The organism is Bradyrhizobium sp. WSM4874 (assembly GCF_055811835.1).
On the sequence record NZ_JBVVPR010000004.1, the window covers coordinates 191,444 to 207,607 of the forward strand.

General features: G+C 64.5%; 22 protein-coding genes and 1 pseudogene. 10 read left to right on the plus strand and 13 right to left on the minus strand.

Going from position 1 to position 16,164, the window contains the following annotated elements; translation table 11 throughout:
- Positions 1-26: 26 nt before the first annotated feature.
- Positions 27-667 (minus strand): annotated as a pseudogene (locus AC0L3P_RS06210) (FMN-binding negative transcriptional regulator).
- 90 nt (positions 668-757) lie between these two features.
- Positions 758-1,402 carry a TetR/AcrR family transcriptional regulator gene (locus tag AC0L3P_RS06215; protein WP_473301313.1) on the minus strand — a complete coding sequence of 215 codons (645 nt, stop codon included), beginning with the start codon at positions 1,400-1,402 and terminating at the stop codon, positions 758-760.
- Between the two features lie 97 nt (positions 1,403-1,499).
- Between AC0L3P_RS06215 and AC0L3P_RS06220 the strand changes: the two genes are divergently transcribed.
- Both AC0L3P_RS06220 and AC0L3P_RS06225 read left to right on the plus strand, forming a co-directional pair.
- Positions 1,500-2,165 (plus strand): O-methyltransferase, encoded by a 666-nt coding sequence (locus AC0L3P_RS06220; protein WP_473301314.1) that lies wholly within the window; start codon positions 1,500-1,502, stop codon positions 2,163-2,165.
- Positions 2,166-2,329: 164 nt separating this feature from the next.
- Positions 2,330-2,674 (plus strand): DMT family transporter, encoded by a 345-nt coding sequence (locus AC0L3P_RS06225; protein WP_275171860.1) that lies wholly within the window; start codon positions 2,330-2,332, stop codon positions 2,672-2,674.
- Positions 2,675-2,743: 69 nt separating this feature from the next.
- Here AC0L3P_RS06225 and AC0L3P_RS06230 read toward each other — a convergent pair whose 3' ends face one another.
- A complete protein-coding gene (locus AC0L3P_RS06230; protein ID WP_473301315.1) occupies positions 2,744-3,052 on the minus strand; it encodes a hypothetical protein in 309 nt (102 codons plus the stop codon).
- An 85-nt stretch (positions 3,053-3,137) separates the two neighbouring features.
- On the minus strand, positions 3,138-3,344 hold the full coding sequence (locus AC0L3P_RS06235) for a hypothetical protein (RefSeq protein WP_345946791.1): 207 nt from the start codon (positions 3,342-3,344) through the stop codon (positions 3,138-3,140).
- Positions 3,345-3,454: 110 nt separating this feature from the next.
- On the opposite strand from AC0L3P_RS06235, the gene AC0L3P_RS06240 reads away from it, so the two are divergent.
- Complete coding sequence (locus AC0L3P_RS06240; protein WP_473301316.1) at positions 3,455-3,733, plus strand: DUF3551 domain-containing protein; 279 nt, start codon at positions 3,455-3,457, stop codon at positions 3,731-3,733.
- Between the two features lie 19 nt (positions 3,734-3,752).
- On the opposite strand, the gene AC0L3P_RS06245 is transcribed toward AC0L3P_RS06240, so the two are convergent.
- From AC0L3P_RS06245 to AC0L3P_RS06255, 3 genes are all read right to left on the minus strand, one after another.
- Positions 3,753-4,031, minus strand: coding sequence for a hypothetical protein (locus tag AC0L3P_RS06245; RefSeq protein ID WP_275171857.1), 279 nt, complete (start codon positions 4,029-4,031; stop codon positions 3,753-3,755).
- Between the two features lie 174 nt (positions 4,032-4,205).
- A complete protein-coding gene (locus AC0L3P_RS06250; protein ID WP_473301317.1) occupies positions 4,206-5,189 on the minus strand; it encodes an SH3 domain-containing protein in 984 nt (327 codons plus the stop codon).
- 155 nt (positions 5,190-5,344) lie between these two features.
- The gene (locus AC0L3P_RS06255; protein ID WP_473301318.1) at positions 5,345-7,267 is read right to left on the minus strand and encodes an FAD-binding monooxygenase; all 1,923 of its coding nucleotides are present in this window, start codon (positions 7,265-7,267) and stop codon (positions 5,345-5,347) included.
- A gap of 102 nt (positions 7,268-7,369) precedes the next feature.
- Between AC0L3P_RS06255 and AC0L3P_RS06260 the strand changes: the two genes are divergently transcribed.
- Complete coding sequence (locus AC0L3P_RS06260; protein ID WP_354054936.1) at positions 7,370-7,834, plus strand: MarR family winged helix-turn-helix transcriptional regulator; 465 nt, start codon at positions 7,370-7,372, stop codon at positions 7,832-7,834.
- A 179-nt stretch (positions 7,835-8,013) separates the two neighbouring features.
- On the plus strand, positions 8,014-8,442 hold the full coding sequence (locus AC0L3P_RS06265; protein WP_473301319.1) for a COG4315 family predicted lipoprotein: 429 nt from the start codon (positions 8,014-8,016) through the stop codon (positions 8,440-8,442).
- Positions 8,443-8,449: 7 nt separating this feature from the next.
- Here AC0L3P_RS06265 and AC0L3P_RS06270 read toward each other — a convergent pair whose 3' ends face one another.
- Positions 8,450-9,067 carry a L,D-transpeptidase gene (locus AC0L3P_RS06270; RefSeq protein ID WP_275171852.1) on the minus strand — a complete coding sequence of 206 codons (618 nt, stop codon included), beginning with the start codon at positions 9,065-9,067 and terminating at the stop codon, positions 8,450-8,452.
- A gap of 355 nt (positions 9,068-9,422) precedes the next feature.
- On the opposite strand from AC0L3P_RS06270, the gene AC0L3P_RS06275 reads away from it, so the two are divergent.
- The 4 genes from AC0L3P_RS06275 to AC0L3P_RS06290 all read left to right on the plus strand — a co-directional run bounded on the left by AC0L3P_RS06275 (position 9,423) and on the right by AC0L3P_RS06290 (position 11,887).
- Positions 9,423-10,445, plus strand: a complete 1,023-nt coding sequence (locus AC0L3P_RS06275; RefSeq protein ID WP_473301320.1) for a hypothetical protein — start codon at positions 9,423-9,425, stop codon at positions 10,443-10,445.
- 371 nt (positions 10,446-10,816) lie between these two features.
- On the plus strand, positions 10,817-11,047 hold the full coding sequence (locus AC0L3P_RS06280) for a DUF6894 family protein (RefSeq protein ID WP_007591727.1): 231 nt from the start codon (positions 10,817-10,819) through the stop codon (positions 11,045-11,047).
- Between the two features lie 91 nt (positions 11,048-11,138).
- Positions 11,139-11,528, plus strand: a complete 390-nt coding sequence (locus AC0L3P_RS06285) for a hypothetical protein (protein WP_275171851.1) — start codon at positions 11,139-11,141, stop codon at positions 11,526-11,528.
- A gap of 110 nt (positions 11,529-11,638) precedes the next feature.
- Positions 11,639-11,887: a peptidase associated/transthyretin-like domain-containing protein gene (locus AC0L3P_RS06290; protein WP_275171850.1), complete on the plus strand. Its 249-nt coding sequence runs from the start codon at positions 11,639-11,641 to the stop codon at positions 11,885-11,887.
- Positions 11,888-11,900: 13 nt separating this feature from the next.
- Here the strand turns inward: AC0L3P_RS06290 and AC0L3P_RS06295 are convergent, their stop codons facing one another.
- The 5 genes from AC0L3P_RS06295 to AC0L3P_RS06315 form a co-directional block, all read right to left on the minus strand.
- Positions 11,901-12,086, minus strand: coding sequence for a hypothetical protein (locus AC0L3P_RS06295; protein ID WP_219683905.1), 186 nt, complete (start codon positions 12,084-12,086; stop codon positions 11,901-11,903).
- 177 nt (positions 12,087-12,263) lie between these two features.
- A complete protein-coding gene (gene minE / locus AC0L3P_RS06300) occupies positions 12,264-12,545 on the minus strand; it encodes a cell division topological specificity factor MinE (RefSeq protein ID WP_275171849.1) in 282 nt (93 codons plus the stop codon).
- Entirely contained in the window at positions 12,542-13,357 is an 816-nt protein-coding gene (gene minD, locus AC0L3P_RS06305) for a septum site-determining protein MinD (protein WP_275171848.1), read from the minus strand. The genes minE and minD overlap by 4 nt, the downstream gene beginning before the upstream one ends.
- A gap of 19 nt (positions 13,358-13,376) precedes the next feature.
- The gene (minC, locus tag AC0L3P_RS06310) at positions 13,377-14,075 is read right to left on the minus strand and encodes a septum site-determining protein MinC (RefSeq protein WP_275171847.1); all 699 of its coding nucleotides are present in this window, start codon (positions 14,073-14,075) and stop codon (positions 13,377-13,379) included.
- A gap of 283 nt (positions 14,076-14,358) precedes the next feature.
- Positions 14,359-15,375, minus strand: a complete 1,017-nt coding sequence (locus AC0L3P_RS06315) for an ABC transporter substrate-binding protein (RefSeq protein WP_275171846.1) — start codon at positions 15,373-15,375, stop codon at positions 14,359-14,361.
- A 101-nt stretch (positions 15,376-15,476) separates the two neighbouring features.
- Here AC0L3P_RS06315 and AC0L3P_RS06320 point away from each other — a divergent pair, with 101 nt between their 5' ends.
- The gene (locus tag AC0L3P_RS06320) at positions 15,477-16,124 is read left to right on the plus strand and encodes a TetR/AcrR family transcriptional regulator (protein WP_007591743.1); all 648 of its coding nucleotides are present in this window, start codon (positions 15,477-15,479) and stop codon (positions 16,122-16,124) included.
- Positions 16,125-16,164 lie beyond the last annotated feature (40 nt).

Sequence of the window (16,164 nt, forward strand, 5' to 3'; positions counted from 1 at the left end):
GCCGCGCGAGACAAGGGTCGCCCGGATCACGAAAGACCATACCCAAGCCCGGGCCGCAGCGCCTGCATCTTCCGCGCCAGCCGCCGATGCCCGGTCTCCTCCGACCGCGCCAGCCGGTCCACGACCGCGACGTGATCCGCATCGCTCTTGTGCTGGTTGAGCTTGGCCTGCCCCTCGACGGTATCTACCACGAGATCGATGACGCGAATGGCGGCCAACATGGTCTCGCGCTTGTCCGGCTCCATCTGTGCCAGGTCCAGGGCGCCTTCGGCAGCCGCGCTTCGGCGACCGCGAGTAGCGTATCGCCGTGCCCGCGGTTCTCGTCGAGCCCGCGCAGATGCGCCACGCCGGACAGGTGCACGGCCTCGTAAAGCCAGGTCGAGATGTTGTCGCGCGAAGAATACCAGTCGTTGGAGATGTAGGCGTCGTCGCCGGCAACGATCAGCAGAAAGCGCCGCGCCCCATCCGCGAGCGGGACGAGCGGATTTCTGGCGGTGAGATGGATCTGGACGATCGCGCGCCCCTCGCGTTGCTCCAGCACGAAGGGCACATGCGAGGCGCGCGGCCCGCGCTCATCGGCCGGCACGATCATGCCGAAGCCCCGTCGGGTTGCGAATTCCAGCGCTTGCTGCTCCTCGATGCGGAATTGGGGGCGGAGGACATGCATGGCGGCGCTCGTTGACTGGCTGGAGGAGAAACCGAGGCTAACTCATGATCCCGTCAAGTCGGAAACGATATTGGCCCGCGAACGCGGATGTCAGGAATGACTTCGTCGCCGCGCAAGCTCATCGATATAGGCGCAGAACATGTCGGCCATTGCGTCAGCATGACGCGCGATCTCCGCCTCGTTGCGCGGTGTCTCCGAGAACTGCTTGCCAACCTCGCTCAGCGTCGTCTTGATCAGCTCGCCGGCAAGCTCCCGCGTCGCATCCGGCGCCTCGGGCAGGGCCTCCCGCATGAAGGCCGCGACGATGCCCTTACCGGCGGCCCGCGCGTCGTGTGCTTCGGGCGCGTCGCGATAAAGTGGTGCGGCGTCATCGAGCGCCCCACGGATCGCAGCCTCCTCGCACTCGGAACGAATGAAGGCGTGGACCAGCGCGCGCAGCCGCACCAGTGGCGGTTCCGCCCGGTGCGCCAGGATGCCGCGCAGGAGCTCGCTCGTGCGCCGCCACTCGTCGCTCTGGAGGCGGAACAGGATCGCCGCCTTGTTCGGAAAATATTGATAGAGCGACCCGACGCTCACCCCGGCCCGCTCGGCCACCCGCGCCGTCGTGAAGCGCTGCGCCCCCTCCTTGGCCAGGACCTGAACAGCCGCGTCCAGAATGGCCGCCACCAGCTCGTTCGAGCGGGCCTGCTGCGGCTGTTTTCGTGAGGAAACTGAACGGCTTCGACGATCGGCCATGGCGCCCTCGGGCAATGCGAATAGCGAATGCGACGAATTAGTCGTATTTCAATTCTCACGCAAGCACTCGCCTCGCGGCGACATCTGGAGACTACACATGACCACCCCGACCATCATATCACTTGCGCCACTGCTCGATCGTCTGTTCGACCAGGACGAAGCGGCGCGCGGCGCGATGCGAGCCGCCTTCGCCGATGTGACCGACGCCGACCGCACACGGATGATGCGGAGCAAGACCGCTTACCGCGACCTCTACGGGCGGCTGAAGGACGCACCGCTCGCAGTCTCCCGCGAGACCGGTCACCTGCTTTACATGCTCGCACGCAGCTCCCGCGCCAAAGCGATCGTCGAGTTCGGCACCTCGTTCGGCATCTCGACCCTGCACCTTGCCGCGGGCTTGCGCGACAATGGCGGCGGTCGCCTCATCACCACCGAATTCGAACCGTCCAAGGCGGCCCGGGCGCGCGAGAACCTCGCGGCCGGCGGGCTGCTGGACCTCGTCGAAATCCGCGAAGGCGACGCGCTGAAGATGCTTCAAGTCGACCTGCCCGACACGATCGATCTCGTGCTGCTCGACGGCGCCAAGGCGCTCTACGCCGATATCCTGGATCTGGTCGAAGGCCATCTCCGGCCGGGCGCGATCATCGTAGCCGACAACGCCGACGACAGCCCCGACTATCTGGCGCGCATGCGCAGGCCCGGAAGCGGCTACATGTCCACGGCCTTTGCCGAGGACGTTGAACTCTCCGTGCGGATCAACTAACGCCGCCACCAATGAGCCGCCGCGCGAACCATCGCGCGGCGGTTTCGTGCTGCGCTCCGCCGTGTCGCAGGCTCGTCACTGACACGTGATAGCTGGACCCGGGCAAACGTCACATTCCCCGTACCGCGCGGTATCTTTCTCTGCGCAACACGCCCGAGCCCGTGATGACTTCCGCCTTCAATGCCTACGCAGCGCTTGCCCTCGCTATCGTCCTCGAGGTCACGGCGTCCGCCTTCCTCCAGCAATCCGTGCAGTTCACGCGGCTGTGGCCGACACTGGCGATGGTGCTGTTCTATGTCGCCTCGTTCTACGCGCTGTCGGTCGCGATCCGGGTCATCCCCCTGAGCATCGCCTATGCGATTTGGGGCGGGGTCGGCATCATCCTGACGGCAACCGTCTCCTTCGTGCTGTTTCGCCAGATGCTCGACGCTGCGGCCTTCGTCGGTATCGCGCTGATCGTGTCCGGGGTCGTGGTCATCAACCTGTTCTCGGCGACCACGGTGCATTGACGCCGGCAAGCACGGTATTCACGGGCAAGGCCTTCGGATTCGCGACGCCCTGCGGCAGCCGACTAACGCCTACTGGCTTTGCGACGACTTGGGAGCACGCGGCCCCGATCGCTTCGCGCCAGGTTTGGCCGCAGCCGGCGCCGCATCGACCGCTTCCAGATAGGAGGCAAGCGCCTTGGCTGTGTCCGAACTGGTTGCGTAATGATCCTTCAGGAACCAGGACAGCGTCAGGTTGAAGCGCCCTTTGGCAAGGCCGCGCGGGCTGCGATGGCAGGTCGCGCACCCATCGGCGAAGAGCTTCTGCGGCGACTTGCCGGCATCGAGATTTTGTGCGGCGGCAAATGTCGCTGTAAGGACTGCCGCGGCTGCAAGAGTCATCGTTGGAAGAATCATAAGGGGCGCGATCACGCCGCGCCCCGGTCGAAATGGCGAAATCAATGTCGTCCCCTGCCCGGTCTTGCGGTCAGGCCGCCAATAGCTGATCGAATTCGGGCGGGGCGTAGGCCTTGCCGTCCTGGTCGGTGATGACGACCTTCCACCCCTCGCTTGCCCAAACCTTTGCCTTCGCCACGATCAGCAACCGGCTCTCACGGGCATAACTGCACTTCTCATTGTCGCGTTCTGCGATCATCTTGTAGGCCAATGCGCATCCCCTTGCGTTGCCCTGCACCCGATCTCGTCGTGGCAGCGGGCTTTGGCGGCAATTCGCCGGGAGCGTGGCAATTTGATGCCATCCAAGGCAGCATTGTGCCTTGCTCGGCGGAACGATGGAGGTTGATCGTGCGTCGCGTCATGAATGCGATTCTGCTTGTCGCGGGCTTGCCTGGTGCGGGCTTGCTCGGCGTGACGCCGACAGCCGCGCAGACCTACGACCCGCGCCATCCCGTCTGCATCGAGATCTACACGATCGACGGCCGCAGCATCGATTGCAGCTTTGCGACGATCGCGCAGTGCGCCGCGACCGCCTCCGGGCAATCCGCGCAGTGCTACGCCAATCCTTATGCCACGCAGAGCCGACAGCTGAACTTGGTTCCGTCGCCGCCGCGACGAAGCCGATAGCATCAGGTCTGCGCTCCGATCAGTGGACGCGAATGATGTGGGGGCGGCCAAGATCAATCAGCCCCTGCACCGCCGAGAGGCGGTCGTCGAGGGCTGCGATGGTCAGCAACAGATTGTTGCGGCGTTCGTCGAGAAGGCCCATCTCGGCGCCGGAGAGTTTGGTGCTCGATCGCTCCTTGTGAATCATCTCGAGAGATTGGCGCAATCCGGCAATCAGGCCGGACAGCTGCTTGGCCTCCTTGGTCATCGACCGCTTCGCGACATTGTGGCGGCGCGTCTCCGCCTGGTTCTGTCTCATCGTCGTCATCCTCCCGTGCCCCGCTGCCCCGAGTGGAATGCTTGCAGCTTTGAGTAGACATATTACGATCGATGAAATCTACCCGCGAAGAACTTTCTTAAATTATACGCGCCGGGAACCCGGTCCGACCCAAGCAGAAAGCCCGGCGCGAGGGCCGGGCTTTCGTTGGCAAATTTAGTGCTTCTGGTGTCCGCCGCCGGGACCGCCGGCCGGCGCACCGCCGCCGCGCGGCGCGGCGTTGATGTGAGGAGCGCCGCCGCCGCCGTGCGGCATCGCGGGCGCAGCCGCGCGCGGCCCCGGCATCTGGGCATGAGCATTCATTGGCGAGCCGTGGCTCAAACTGGGCTGGGCCACATGCGGCATCGCGGGCCGGCTTGCGGGAGCGGCTGACACCCGCGGCGCCTCATGCGGCCGCGCCATCGGTTGCGCACGCACAGCCGCGCGGCTCGCGGCCTGCTCGTGCATGATACGGGCCTGTGCATCGCGCGGATTGCGGCTCTGCAGACTGGTCCGCTCATGCGCGACGCGCTCGGTTCGTGCAGCACGGCTCCGGTCCGTCGTCACCGCAGTCTCGCGCCTGGCGATGGCGGCGTCATGCCGTGAAGTTGCGGCATCACGGCCGGAGACCGCGGCCGCGCCCTTGACACTTTCCTTGGCATTCGCGCCGGTACGCCCGAGTGCGACCGCCGCATCGCGCGTTGCCGCGCGGCCGATGCGAGCCGCGCGCGGATCGATCGTCATCCGCGTCGCGTCGCGCTGATGCGAAGTCCAGTAGGTGTTCCAGTGGGCATGCCGCCGATACCAGGGCCGCCCCTCATAATACCTCGACCAGTACGAGGTCAGCACGAAGGGAACGATCGGCACGTCGATCTCGTCGACATAGTCGGGAAGATAGACGTAGTGATTGCGGTAGAGATATTCGAGATATTGCGACGACACCCAGCCACGGTCATCCGAGAAGCTCACGTCGCACCAGGCTTTGCCGCGAAGGCAACCATGGATGTCGACGCGGGCGCCCTCGGGGATGCGATCGACCAGGGGAAAGCCCGAACCCGGCCCGGCGCGCAGGCCGGTCGAGACGGTGACCATGCCCGGTGCGGCCATTGCGGCCGTCGGGGCGAGCAGCAATGCGGCTAACAATACGCTTCGGAATTTCATGGCGTAGTCCTCCTCTTTCGAGTCGGAACGCGCAAGCGGAACGGGCGTTCCGCGTACGAAGGTCACATCCGCCAAAAGATCGAAACGGATGCCGCGCGCGGTTCAATATTCATTCGCCGTTCATCGACACAGCGCGCAACAGCGCCGCCGGCCCGTCAGTTCAGTTGCAGCATGAAGCCGTCGAAGTACGCAGCAAGCGCAGCAAAATCGTCCAGCGGCAGCACGGTCGCGACGTACTGATCCGGCCGCACCACGACCATGCAGCCGACCTTGCGATCGATGCCGCGCATGGTGAAAACGTCCTGACCATTCTTGAGGTCCGGACAGAACATCTTCTCGTAGTCGATCAGGCCGTACCGGCCCTTGCGCGGAAGCAGCAGCGCGGGCATCGCCTCGACGGCGAGCTCGCGATGATCTTGCTGGAAGACCGCCCGCAGGTCGATCACGCTGTCGACGTCGGCGGCCGCGGGCGTGTAACGCCGGACCGGCGACTCCCGCGCCTCGGAGAGAATACTGCACAAGGCGCGAATGGCCGAGCCGGCTGCTGCGGGATTCTCAGCGCCAGAGAAAGCGTAGATGCGGAAGCGGCCATCCGCCGGCGCAGCGTGACCGAGATGCACGGGCTTCGCATCCGCCAGCCGGATCACCGGTGCGGAATGAAAGCGCGTGCCGATGACGAACCCTTGCGCGAGATGCTGGTGCGACGTCGCTCCGGTCAGAACCGACGGACGGTAATGCGTCGCGGTGCCCGCGGTGTAGCGACCGTGCCTTACGAAATAGTCCTGCGTCTTGGCGGCATCGGCGCCGCCGGCCTTGGCGGCGGACGCAAGAATCCCCGCCCATTCGCGGTCGAAATCGATCAGCTCTTTCGCGACCGCCTGGCGCTCGGCCGAATAGGAATGCAGCAGGCTTGGCGCGGACTGCTTCCGCAGAACGGCAGCAAGCTTCCAGCCGAGATTGAAGGCGTCCTGCATCGAGACGTTCATGCCCTGCCCCGCCTTCGGGCTGTGGGTGTGGCAGGCATCGCCGGCGATGAAGATCCGCGGCAGACGCGTAGCGATCTCGGTCTCCGGCACGTCGTCGAACTTGTCGGTCAGTCGCTGGCCGATCTCGTAGACCGACCACCAAGCGATCTCCTTCACATCGAGCGCATGCGGCTTCAGGATCCGCTGCGCTTTCGCGATCACGTCATCGGCGGTGATGTTGCGATTGGCGACGCGCTCGCCGATGTCGAGCTTGGCGAGTTCGACGTAGAGGCGGACCATGTAGCCGCCCTCGCGCGGGATGATCAGCAGGCTGCCGTCCTTGGCGGACTGGATCAGGGCCTTGAAGCGGATGTCCGGAAAATCGGTCACCGCCAGCACGTCCATCACGCCCCAGGCATGATTGGCGGAATCGCCGAGCAACTCGCGGCCGATCGATTTGCGCACCATGCTGCGGGCGCCGTCGCAGCCGACGACATAGCGCGCCTTGATCGTCTCGACCTTGCCCTCGATCCTGGCATCGACCCGTTCGAGCCGCGCCGTCACGGCATGGTCGGCGGGACCCGCGGCCGGATCGACCTGAAGGTCGAGCAGGCGCCGGCTATAATGGGGCTCGAGCCTGGCCGGCGCTTTGTGCATAACGTCGAGAAAGCCATCATGGATGCGCGCCTGATTGAGGATGACGTGCGGGAATTCCGACAAACCGTCCTCGACGTCCTGCACCCGGCCGCTGCGGACGATATTTTCCGGCGCCCGCTCGTCCGGTTTCCAGAACGTCGTCTCGTTCACCCAACAAGCTTCCTTCAGGACGCGCTCGCTGAATCCGAAGGCGTGGAACATCTCCATGGTGCGGCATGCGATGCCGTCCGCCTGCCCGACCAGCAAGCGGTCCGGCTTCTGCTCGACGATGCAGGTCTTTATGTCGGCAAACTGCGCAAGCTGGGCAGCGAGCGTCAGGCCCGCAGGGCCACAGCCCACGATGAGGACATCCACTTCGTCAGGCACGGCCCCGGTGGCGCCGGAGGCCTGAATGCGCGCGGCGGGATCGGCGATTTCAGGATCGCCCGGCTGAAATCCATTGAGATGGAATTGCATGAGCACCTCTCCCCCGATGTTTTGCTTGGATGTTGCTCAGTATGCTGACTATCAGTATACTTGTCAACGACACCGGCCGACCTGCCCCAATGGAGAAATTCGGTGAAAGACAACAACGACATGCCCGGACATCTGGCGCGCCGATTCCAGCAGATCGCAGTCGCGGTGTTTCTGGCCGAGGTTGGAGACGCCGGCTTCGACCTTACGCCGGTGCAATACGCCGCGCTCGCGACCATCAAGGCCAATCCGGGGCTCGACCAGGTGACGCTCGCAGGATTGATCGCCTACGACCGGACCACCATCACCGGCGTGATCGACCGCCTCGTGCAGAAGGGGCTCGCGGAGCGCCGCGCCTCGAGCCGCGACCGTCGTGCCCGCGAGCTCGACATCACCGACGAGGGCCGCCGCACGTTGCGCAAGATCACGCCGGCGGTCGAATCCGCGCAACGCATCATGCTGCGCGGCCTCAGCGCCAAGGAAGGTGAGGATTTGATGCGCCTCCTGCACAAGACCATCGCCGCCGGCAACGAGCTCAGCCGCGCCCCGCTGCGCGAAGCGCAGGCATAGAGCGTTTTCGAGCGACGTGGATGCCGGTTCGCGTCAAGAAAACGCGCCAGGACGATCAGCCCCGTAATTCTACCCGTCATTGTCGTAGATCCGCGAAACCAGGAACTAACCTTCGGCTGTTAGGGTCGGCCGCATTCGGCGTTTAACGCGCGATTAACTTTGCCGGTCTGGAGTTTCGGATGTTCAGGTTCCTCATTGCGGCGGCGGCCATCGCACTCTCGAGCGTTCCGGCGCTCGCGAATGGCCATGGTGGCGGCGATGCCCCTCCTCCGCCGAAGCCCGCGACCTCACCGGCGAAGGTGATCCTGACCAAGCAGGGTCCGACGCTCGTCGACCTCAACGGCATGACGCTCTACTATTACGAGCGCGATACCACCGGCAAGACGTCGAACTGCAACGGCAAATGCGTCGAGAGCTGGATTCCGCTATCGGCAACGGCCGATGCCAAGGCGATCGGCGATTTCACCGTGATCAGCCGCAACGACGGCAGCAAGATGTGGGCATATCGCTATCGTCCGCTCTACACCTCGCCGGCCGACAAGGCGCCGGGCGAGGCCAACGGCAATGCCACGACGTTGCAATGGCGCATTGCACGTCCCGAGAACTAGGGCGACCTCACCCGCGCCAGCTGGGCCGCGCCTCGACCTGCGCGTTCTGTCCGGGCGGCAGCACCACGACCATCGAATTGAGCTTCACCCGGTCATAGAGATCGATCACGTCCTCGTTGCGCATCCGGATGCATCCGGACGAGATCGCCTGCCCGATATATTCCGGCTGGTTGGTGCCGTGGATGCGGTAGAGCGTGTCCTTGTTGCCGGCATAGAGATAGATGCCCCGCGCACCCAGCGGATTGGCGGGACCGCCGGGCACGCGCGCCGGATAGGGTCCGAGCCGCGCCTGGATGTCCGCCGTCGGAACCCAGTCCGGCCATTCCGCCAGACGACCGACCCGCGCCACTCCGGAGAACGCCATGGCTTCCTCGCCGACCGCGACACCGTAGCGGATCGCCTTGCCGTCGGGCAGCACGAAATAGAGATAGCGCGCATCGGTATCGACCAGGATCGTGCCCGGCTGCTCCTTGCGCGGATAATCGACGATGTGACGTAGATATTGCTCGGGCACGCTCGCCTGCGCGTAAGGCGTATGCGCGAGCAGCTGCCGGTCGCGCGGCGTCATGCTCGCGTCCGTCGATGGCGAAAGCGTCGTCTGCATGCAGCCGCCCAGCGGAAGCATGGCAAGGACGAATAGAACGAATAAGGATCTTGGCACCGCCGGCCCCGATAGCGATAGCAGCACCCCCAGCAACACCAGATGCTGCCAAAATCGTGCTGAAAACAAGGCATTGCGGAACACGTGCCCGCGTTTGATGTACCGGGTTCCATCACCACAAACGGCGCAAGAGCGTCGCACAGTCTCCATCCCCTCGCCTTGCTTTGGTCAAACCCGGCTGGACTCGTGCGTCATGTGCTTGGGCCTCGGGGAATTGGATGGGCTCGCCTCACGGATCTGCTCGCGCGAATGCGGACGGCCAAAACTTCAACTACTCAACACCTGGACTTCAAAACACCCAGGCTTCAAAGGAGCTGCGATGCTCTCGACACTGAACTCTCGGCAAATCGTCGATGAGATCGTGAAAGACACGGTCACGAACAACGACCCGCACGACGCCGTGCAGATTTCGCCTGACATTGTGCTGGCCTCGCGCCCTCTCAGCGTCGCGCCCGCGCTCGCGCCTGAGATCACGACCCGTCCGGAACCCAAACTAGATCCGGCGTTCACGCTGAAGCCCAGAATGGATCCGGAGCCGAAGTTCAGTCCCGTCCGCGAGCCGCAGGCGGCAGCGCCCTCGGTCGACACCGCGGTGCGCGTCGCACCCGGTGATGGTCTCAGCCGGCAGAAGCGCTCCTCCGCCGGTAAATGGCTGCGCGGTGCGTTCGTCACGATGCTGTTTGCGGGCGGAAGCGCGGCCGCCACTGTCGCCTGGGAGAAACATGGCGACACCGCAAAACAGATGCTCGCCGAATGGACCCCGGCAGTGGCGTCGCTGCTGCCTTCGACCTCACAGACGGCACCGGTCGCCGCCGCACAGGCCGCGCCGCCCGCGGACCAGGCCGCAACCGATCAAGCGGGAACGGATCAAGCGGCCGACCAATCTGCGGCTCCGCCTGCCACCCCGGTTGCAGCAGCGGTGCCCACGGCAACACAATCCGATCCTGTACAATCGGTGCAGTCGATGACGCGCGATCTCGCCGCGATGGCGCAACAGATCGAGCAGCTCAAGGCCAACATCGCTGAGTTGAAGGCCGGGCAGGAGCAGATGGCACGCGAGATGACGAAGCCGCCCGCGGCGAAGCCGGTGGCCGATGCGAAGCCGCGCATCGATCCGCGCGCGCAAATGTCCGCGCTGCCGCCGCGGCCCGCGACGCCGCCGGTTCGCAAACCCAAGCCGGTCGTCTCGCACACCTACATGCCGGCTTATTCGCCCGCGCCGCTCGCACCGCCGCCGCCGTCGCAGGCTGCCGCAGTGCCTCCGCCAGCTGCCATGACGACGACGCAAGCCGTTGCCGACGACGACGGACCTGTCGTGCGCCCGCCAATGCCGCTGCGCTGAACGATCTCACGCGAGGACATGAAGCGTCGCGCCAGGGACGCTGTCCGAGTCGATGTGATGCGTTGAGTCCGGGTGACTACGGGAAGCAATGCTTCCATTGTTTTCCATCAAGAGAAAAGGCCGTCGGGATCTATGCCGGCGGCCTTCTCTTGCAGCTGCCGGTTCCCGGAGCCCGGTTCTGCTGCAATTCCATGGCTCATGATCACGCCGACATATTTAATAAAATCTTAACACGGTTGAATGTTGCACATCATTTCTGCGCCATAAGCACAGAGATTGCGCGCGCCGTTCATTCGATAAACATCGACTCAGTGGTACCATCAGTCATGTGTTGAAAGCCGAAGCTCAATTCGTCACACCGGGGAATTCGGATGCCTTACTATTCCTTCGATCTCGTGGTTGGTGAAGAGTTCAAGAACCAGGGCGGTATCATCCTCGAAGACATCGAGGTCGCCTCCGATCGTGCCGTTCAACTGGCCACCGAGCTGTCGCAGGTGAAGCCCGAGTTGCAAAGCAAGGGTTGCGCTGTGCGCGTCACCGACCGCGATCACAAAGAGGTCTACCGCACGCCGCTCGATCCCGTGCCGGCCTGGCGGCGCTAGCTCGCCGGCCGCTTCGCTCCCGCACGCCATCCCCATTGCGGAGCGTCGCGCCAGCCGCTAGCCTTCCCGAAAATTCGGGGAGGTACCAAGGATGCGGACTGGTTTTCTGATGACGGCCCTGTTGCTGCTGGCGGCGCCGGCCCAAGCGGCCGACCATCCACGTTCGACCTATGTCACGTTGGTCTTGCAGGCCTTCGCCGCCAAGGTCGAATGTCCCGGCACGGATGTCGTCTACCAGGATCTGGTGCAGAAGGCGGAGCAGATGCAGCTGCCCGAGGGCACCACCGAGAAGGTCCGCAAGGCGATCGCCTGGATGCACACCGGCGGCAAGATGGGCGAGAAGCAGGACGACGATCTGATGGCCGAAGTCGCGGTGGCCACCCAGGCGACCGACCTCAACCAACGCCGCCTCGGCATGCCCAGCTGGTGCGAGGCCCAGAAGACCAACCTCGCCGGCCTGATCCGCAGCAAGGGCGGCTAGGGTTCTCACGTGGCGTTAAGCACGCCGCGCCGGAACTTTTGCTTCGGCCAATAATCGTCACATTCCTCGCCAGCATGCGGCTCTCTTCGAAACTCGAACAGGGGAGCCCCATGCGGATCAACCATGTCCTTCTCGCCGTCGCGTTTGCCGTCGCGGCGGTGCTGACTGCGCCCGTGCTGGCGAAGAATTCCGATGCCCAAAAGGGCGAGGACAAACCGACCTCGTCGTCATCGTGCAGCGCCTATCAGCAGGCGCCGGACGGCTCGTGGGAGCCGCTCCCCTGCAAGGAGACGGGCGAGCGCTCCCAGCCGACACAGAATCGCACGTCGCCGCAGGGCGCCGACCGCGGGGAGCGTTGAGCGCGCGGGAGTGTCAGCTCTGGTGCGGGCCGCGTATGATCTTCATCGCGTCGGCGATGTGACGCCACTCTTTGGCCTCATCGCCCTCGCCGCGGCCCTCGCAGGCCCTGGCCTGTTCAGCGGCCTTCGCGATCGCCGCAAAACCATGCTGTTCCAGCATCTGGCGCGCGACGGTGTGGACCTGGACCTCGGTCATCATGGGCGTTCTCCCGTTTGACGAAACCGCGGTGCATCGCGCCGCCGCGGGTTGTTCACAACGATTGAGCCCCTGACCTCGTTCCGCAGCGTTCCGATCGGCGCGCAAAAGGCGGCCCGCTATGCCCAGCGGACCGCCTTCTCACCCACCCCAAATTTTGAAGCGTCGCGGCCGAGGTCCCTACCCGACTGCCGCGCGCCTGCGCTCGAAATCGTTGGGCACCTCGATATCGACCTCGAGGGTCGAGACCTCGTCGCCGCGATCGAGCCGGACGATGACCTTGGTCGGGTCCAGCGTGACGTGCCTTGAGACGACCGCGAGAATTTCCTCACGCAGCACACCGAGCAGATCGGGCTGGCCGCGCAGTCCGCGTTCATGGGCAAGCAGGATCTGCAACCGTTCGCGCGCGACGGGTGCAGAGGCCTTGTTGCCGCGAAGAAGCCGAAGCAGACCCATGCTCATGCGGCCCTCCGTCGCAGCAGGCGGTCCATGAAGCCCTTGCGCTCGGTCGGCACCTGCATCGGCACAGTGTCGCCGCACAGCCGTCGCGCCGCGTCGATATAGGCCCGCGCCGGTGCGCCTTCCGCGTTCGACAGCGTTACAGGCGTGCCGACGTTGGATGCGCGCAGCACGTCCTGGCTCTCCGGGATAATGCCGAGCAAGGGCGTTGCGAGGATCTCGAGGATGTCCTCGATGGTCAGCATCTCGCCGCGCGCGGCGCGCGAGGGATCATAGCGGGTGATGAGAATATGCTTCTCGACCCGCTCGCCCTTCTCGGCCCGCACCGTCTTGGAATCGAGCATGCCGATGATGCGATCGGAATCGCGCACCGAGGAGACTTCGGGATTGGTGACGATCACGGCTTCGTCGGCAAAGCGCATCGCCATGGAGGCGCCGCGCTCGATGCCGGCCGGGCTGTCGCAGATCACCCAGTCGAAACGACTGCGCAGATCCTCGATGACCTTGCCCACGCCCTCTTCGGTCAGCGCGTCCTTGTCGCGGGTTTGCGAGGCCGGCAGCAGCCAGAGGTTCTCCAGCCGCTTGTCCTTGATCAGCGCCTGCGGCAGCTTTGCGACCCCCTGCACCACGTTGATGAGGTCGAACACGACGCGGCGTTCGGCGCCCATCACGAGGTCGAGGTTGCGCAGGCCGACGTCGAAATCGACGACGACAACCTTTTCGCCGCGTTGCGCGAGCGCAGCTCCCAGCGCGGCGGTCGTCGTCGTCTTGCCGACGCCCCCCTTGCCTGATGTCACGACCAGTACCTTGGCCATCTCTGAAATCTCCTTCTGGTCAGTTCAGCGCAGTAATTCGCATGGTGTTGCCCTGGAGCCAGGCCTGAGCCGGCTTGCCGCGCAGGGCCGCGTCGATATCGTCGGCGGTCTGGTAAAAGCCATCGATTGCAAGCAGTTCGGCCTCGATCTTCTGACAATAGATACGTGCGCTCGTGTGACCGTTCACGCCCGCCATGGCACGGCCGCGCAGCGCGCCGTAGATGTGAATGGAACCGCCGGCGACGACTTCGGCGCCGGAGCCGACCGAGCCGAGAATGGTGACGTCGCCTTCGGGGAAGATTACGGTCTGGCCGGAGCGCACCGGGCTTTCGAGCAGCAGGGAGGTCGGCTTGGTCTCGACCTTCGCCTCAGGCTTCTTCGGAGCGCTCGGTTCGATGACGCAGCTCCGCCCGCCCGACAGCAGCGGCGGCATCATGGGGGTCAGCCGGCTCTCCTCCACGCCCTCGATCCCGAGCACGCGGATGTTGCGGTCCTGAAGGCTGGTGAGGAGATGGCCGATGCCGGATTGGCTGAGATCGACCGAGGACAGGTCGATCACCACGGGGCGGCCGGCGAAGAAGCCCGGCGAGCGCGCGATGGTGGTATCGATCTCCTGCAGCCAGTCCTGGATGGGAACCGTCGGCACGAATACGAAGGCCACATAGGAGCGCCCGCGCAGGCGCACCATTTGGCGTTGAGGTTTTACTGCAGCCTCCATAGCGGCCGACTCGTTCCCTGTTATTGAATGGTTAACGATGCCGCCGATATGGTTAATGGCCGGTTAATTTCTCCGTGGGGTTAGGTGGGGCGGGCGTCGGGCCGTGGCCCTCGGCGACGGGCAGCCGCCCCAGATCTCCGGTGTCGTCCTGGCGAAAGCCAGGACCCATACCGCGGAATCCATCGATGCGGACGGTGGGAGTACCGAACCACAAGTCTTCGCCAAACCACGCCCTGGGGTAATGGGTCCTGGCTTTCGCCGGGACGACGATAAGGAAGCCGCCCTACTTCTTCACCTTGCTCGCGTCCATCTTGATGGCGGGATCGAGCATCTTCGTCGTGAACGCCGTCGTGACATCGAACGGCTTTTCCATGCCGAGATAGGTCTGGACCAGCTCGTAATCCTTCTTCATCCGCTCGCCGTCGATCCAGCCGAGCGACTTCGTCGTCGTGAATTCGTCGGTCATCAGGAATTTGATGCGCTCCCACTGGCGCTCCTGGTTCTCCTTGTCGAGACCGGAGACCTGATCGAGCAAGGCCTTCAGGCAGGGCGCGGCGTCGGCGACGCAGGTCGCGAAGGCCTTTTGCGTGACCCGCACGAACTCCTCAACCAGCTTCGGGTTCTTCTGCAGATAGCCGCCGTTGACGATCAGCGAATTGCCGTAAGGATTGAGCCCGATGTCCTTCCAGTTGACGTAGCCGAGATCGCTTCCGAACTCGATCACCTTCAAATCGTGCTCGTTGTAGAAGTCGCTGATGATGTCGACGGTATGGCTCTTCAGCGCGGCGATCTTCGCGGTCGGCCCGACATTGACGAAGCCGACGGAGTCGGGTGCAAGCCCTGCGGCCTTGGCGAAGGCCGGCCACATCACGCGCGAGGCGTCCCCGGGCGGATTACCGATCTTGTGGCCGGCAAAATCCTTCACCCCGTTTACGCCGTAGCTCTTCAGCCAGTAAAAGGTCTGGCCGGTGTTGGCGTAGACGCTCATCACGGCCACAGCATCAGCCCCCTTGCTCTTCGCCACCAGCATGGTGGCGAGATCGGCGACGCCGAAGGGCGAACCGCCGGAGCCGACCTTGGCGGCGGAGACGCCGGAGCCCTTGCCGACCTCAATGGTCAGATCGATGCCCGCCTTCTCGTACCAGCCTTGTGCCTTGGCGTAATAATAGGGCGAGTGATCGGCCGTCGGCGCCCAGTTCAGGATCAGATTGACCGCCTCACCCGCGTTCGCCGGCATCGCCGGTGAACCGAGCATCAGGGCTACAGCCAGGGCCGAGCCCGCCGCCTGCAAACGCTTCATCGCATCTCTCCTCGTTGCCCGCGACCCGGCTTGTCGCTCTCCCCCTGTGAGGATACCAATGCAACAAGGCCGCCCTCAACTTGTCAACTGTTTGGTTGGAAATGCCCGCAAAACGTTCAGGCGACACCGTGCCGCAGCGGCGCGACCCGGTCGCCACCCGCAAGAAGCTGCTCACCGCGGCGCGCGAGGAGTTCGCCCGGCACGGCTTTGCCGGCGCCCGTGTCGACGAGATCGCGGAGCGCGCCGGCGTCAACAAGCAGCTCGTCTACCACTACTTCGGCGACAAGGACGCGCTCTATCTTGCCGTCCTCGAATGGGTTTACGCCGATATTCGCGAACAGGAGCGCCAGCTCAATCTCGAAGGCCTGCCCCCGGAAAAGGCGATCCGGAAACTGATCGAGGCCTCGTTCGATTACCTCGCAACAAACCCCGATTTCATCGTGCTTCTGAACGACGAGAACCGCGGCGGTGCCCGCCACGTCCGCGGCTCGACGCGGCTGGAGGCGATGCATTCGCCGTTGGTGAAGAGCGTGTCCCACATCCTTCACGAGGGCGTCCGCGCCGGCATGTTCCGCAAGGGGATCGACCCGATCCAGCTCTATATCTCCATCGCGGGCCTCAGCTATTTCTATCTCTCAAACACGCCGACGCTGTCGGCGATCTTCGGCAAGGACCTGTCAAGCCGGGCCGCGCGCCGCGCCCGCCGCCGGCACGTCGCCGATCTCGTGCTACATTCGCTCCGGCCGTAATCAACCAACTGGTTGAAACTTCCCTCAAGGCCGGTTAGGC

Bases quoted from the DNA above. Each gene is read 5' to 3' on its own strand.
- AC0L3P_RS06280 (WP_007591727.1), top strand. From the start codon at position 10,817: ATGCCTTACTATTCCTTCGATCTCGTGGTTGGTGAAGAGTTCAAGAAC.
- AC0L3P_RS06255 (WP_473301318.1), bottom strand. From the start codon at position 7,267: ATGCAATTCCATCTCAATGGATTTCAGCCGGGCGATCCTGAAATCGCC.
- AC0L3P_RS06225 (WP_275171860.1), top strand. From the start codon at position 2,330: ATGACTTCCGCCTTCAATGCCTACGCAGCGCTTGCCCTCGCTATCGTC.
- AC0L3P_RS06250 (WP_473301317.1), bottom strand. From the start codon at position 5,189: ATGAAATTCCGAAGCGTATTGTTAGCCGCATTGCTGCTCGCCCCGACG.
- AC0L3P_RS06315 (WP_275171846.1), bottom strand. From the start codon at position 15,375: ATGAAGCGTTTGCAGGCGGCGGGCTCGGCCCTGGCTGTAGCCCTGATG.
- AC0L3P_RS06295 (WP_219683905.1), bottom strand. From the start codon at position 12,086: ATGATGACCGAGGTCCAGGTCCACACCGTCGCGCGCCAGATGCTGGAA.
- AC0L3P_RS06215 (WP_473301313.1), bottom strand. From the start codon at position 1,402: ATGGCCGATCGTCGAAGCCGTTCAGTTTCCTCACGAAAACAGCCGCAG.
- AC0L3P_RS06270 (WP_275171852.1), bottom strand. From the start codon at position 9,067: ATGCTTCCGCTGGGCGGCTGCATGCAGACGACGCTTTCGCCATCGACG.
- AC0L3P_RS06265 (WP_473301319.1), top strand. From the start codon at position 8,014: ATGTTCAGGTTCCTCATTGCGGCGGCGGCCATCGCACTCTCGAGCGTT.
- AC0L3P_RS06220 (WP_473301314.1), top strand. From the start codon at position 1,500: ATGACCACCCCGACCATCATATCACTTGCGCCACTGCTCGATCGTCTG.
- AC0L3P_RS06290 (WP_275171850.1), top strand. From the start codon at position 11,639: ATGCGGATCAACCATGTCCTTCTCGCCGTCGCGTTTGCCGTCGCGGCG.
- minD (WP_275171848.1), bottom strand. From the start codon at position 13,357: ATGGCCAAGGTACTGGTCGTGACATCAGGCAAGGGGGGCGTCGGCAAG.
- minC (WP_275171847.1), bottom strand. From the start codon at position 14,075: ATGGAGGCTGCAGTAAAACCTCAACGCCAAATGGTGCGCCTGCGCGGG.
- AC0L3P_RS06320 (WP_007591743.1), top strand. From the start codon at position 15,477: ATGCCCGCAAAACGTTCAGGCGACACCGTGCCGCAGCGGCGCGACCCG.
- AC0L3P_RS06275 (WP_473301320.1), top strand. From the start codon at position 9,423: ATGCTCTCGACACTGAACTCTCGGCAAATCGTCGATGAGATCGTGAAA.
- AC0L3P_RS06230 (WP_473301315.1), bottom strand. From the start codon at position 3,052: ATGACTCTTGCAGCCGCGGCAGTCCTTACAGCGACATTTGCCGCCGCA.
- minE (WP_275171849.1), bottom strand. From the start codon at position 12,545: ATGAGCATGGGTCTGCTTCGGCTTCTTCGCGGCAACAAGGCCTCTGCA.
- AC0L3P_RS06285 (WP_275171851.1), top strand. From the start codon at position 11,139: ATGCGGACTGGTTTTCTGATGACGGCCCTGTTGCTGCTGGCGGCGCCG.
- AC0L3P_RS06245 (WP_275171857.1), bottom strand. From the start codon at position 4,031: ATGAGACAGAACCAGGCGGAGACGCGCCGCCACAATGTCGCGAAGCGG.